Source organism: Actinomadura sp. NPDC048032 (assembly GCF_040653175.1).
GTDB lineage: Bacteria > Actinomycetota > Actinomycetes > Streptosporangiales > Streptosporangiaceae > Spirillospora > Spirillospora verrucosospora.
On sequence record NZ_JBEZJP010000802.1, the window covers coordinates 1 to 1,330 of the forward strand.

1 protein-coding gene and 1 pseudogene are annotated in these 1,330 nt (G+C 74.6%); one reads left to right on the forward strand and one right to left on the reverse strand.

The annotated features are described in order from the left end of the window. Positions 1–70: 70 nt before the first annotated feature. Positions 71–565: a TIGR03086 family metal-binding protein gene (locus AB0C69_RS42335; protein ID WP_360362610.1), complete on the forward strand. Its 495-nt coding sequence runs from the start codon at positions 71–73 to the stop codon at positions 563–565. 12 nt (positions 566–577) lie between these two features. Here AB0C69_RS42335 and AB0C69_RS42340 read toward each other — a convergent pair. Next, positions 578–1,168 (reverse strand): annotated as a pseudogene (locus AB0C69_RS42340) (DUF349 domain-containing protein); the annotation flags it as partial. Between the last annotated feature and the right edge of the window lie 162 nt (positions 1,169–1,330).

The window sequence follows — 1,330 nt, forward strand, 5'->3', positions numbered from 1 at the left end:
GGTTTTTCCGCCGGCCGGGCGTTCGAACGATGTGGCGGGCATTCATGCAGCGTGCCGCGGATGAACCGGCCTGTGGCGGTGGGACGCGCCGTCGCCCTGCGCGGGGTGGACCGCCCGGGACGTCGCCGGCCACGTGACCGGCGGCCAGTTCCTGGTCCGGGCGCTGGCCACGGGACAGCCCGAGCCGGACGTCAACGCCGCCCCCGCGCGGTTCGTCGCGGGCGACGTCCTGATGAGCTGGCGGGCGGCCCGCAAGGAGTGCGCGGCGGCGCTCACCCCCGACGCGCTCGACCGCCCCATCCCCTTCGACGGGCTGGGCGAGCTGCCCCTGGGGGACTTCCTGGAGGGCTACATCCTGGAGCCTCTGGTGCACGCCTGGGACCTGGCCCGGGCCACGGGGCAGCCGTCGCGCCTCGACCCGGACCTCGTCCACCACGCGTTCGCCACGGCCCAGGTGGTCGCCGCCTCACTGCGGTCCGAGGGGCATCTGGCACCGCCCCTGCCCGCTCCGCGCGGCGCCGACGAGCAGACGCGCATGCTCGCCTTCCTGGGCCGCTCGGCCTGAGGGCGGCGGGGGTCAGGAGAACTCGGCGAGCGTGCGCTCGGCCTCTTCGAGCCAGGCGCGGCGGGCGCTGAGGGCCTCCTCGGCCTCCTTGACGTCCTTCTGGCGGCCGGCCTCACGGGCCTTGCCGAGCCGCTTCTCCAGCTGCTCGATGGAGCTGCGCAGCTGGGCCACCGTGGCCTCGGCGCGGGCGCGGGCCTCGGGGTTGGTGCGGCGCCACTCGTTCTCCTCGGCGGAGCGCACGGCCTCCTCGATCTTGCGGAGCCGCCCCTCCAGCCGGTCGCGCTGGTCGCGCGGCACCATCCCGGCGGCCTCCCAGCGCTCCTGGATCGCGCGCAGGGACTGGCGGGCCTGCCGGACGTCCCGCACCGGCAGCAGCCGCTCGGCCTCGGCGAGGATCTTCTCCTTCTCCTCGGCGTTGCCCCGGAACTCGGCGTCGCGCTCGGCGAACGCCGCGCTGCGGGCCTGGAAGAAGGTGTCCTGGGCGCCCTTGAAGCGGGCCCACAGGTCCTCCTCGGCGTCCCGGGAGGCGCGCCCGGCGAGCTTCCAGCGGCGCATCAGGTCGCGGTAGGCGGCGGCCGTGTCGCCCCAGTCGGTGGAACCCGTCCCGCCGATCGGCTCGGGGCGCTGAGAGGTGGTCATTCGCCGTCTCCGCTCGTGATGGTCATGACGAGATTGGACCTGGCGACGGTGTTCTCCGGTGTTCACGTCCCCGCCGGAGTCGAACCTGGACCAGGTGATCTTGGTGTCGGGCAGCGCCTCCTCCAG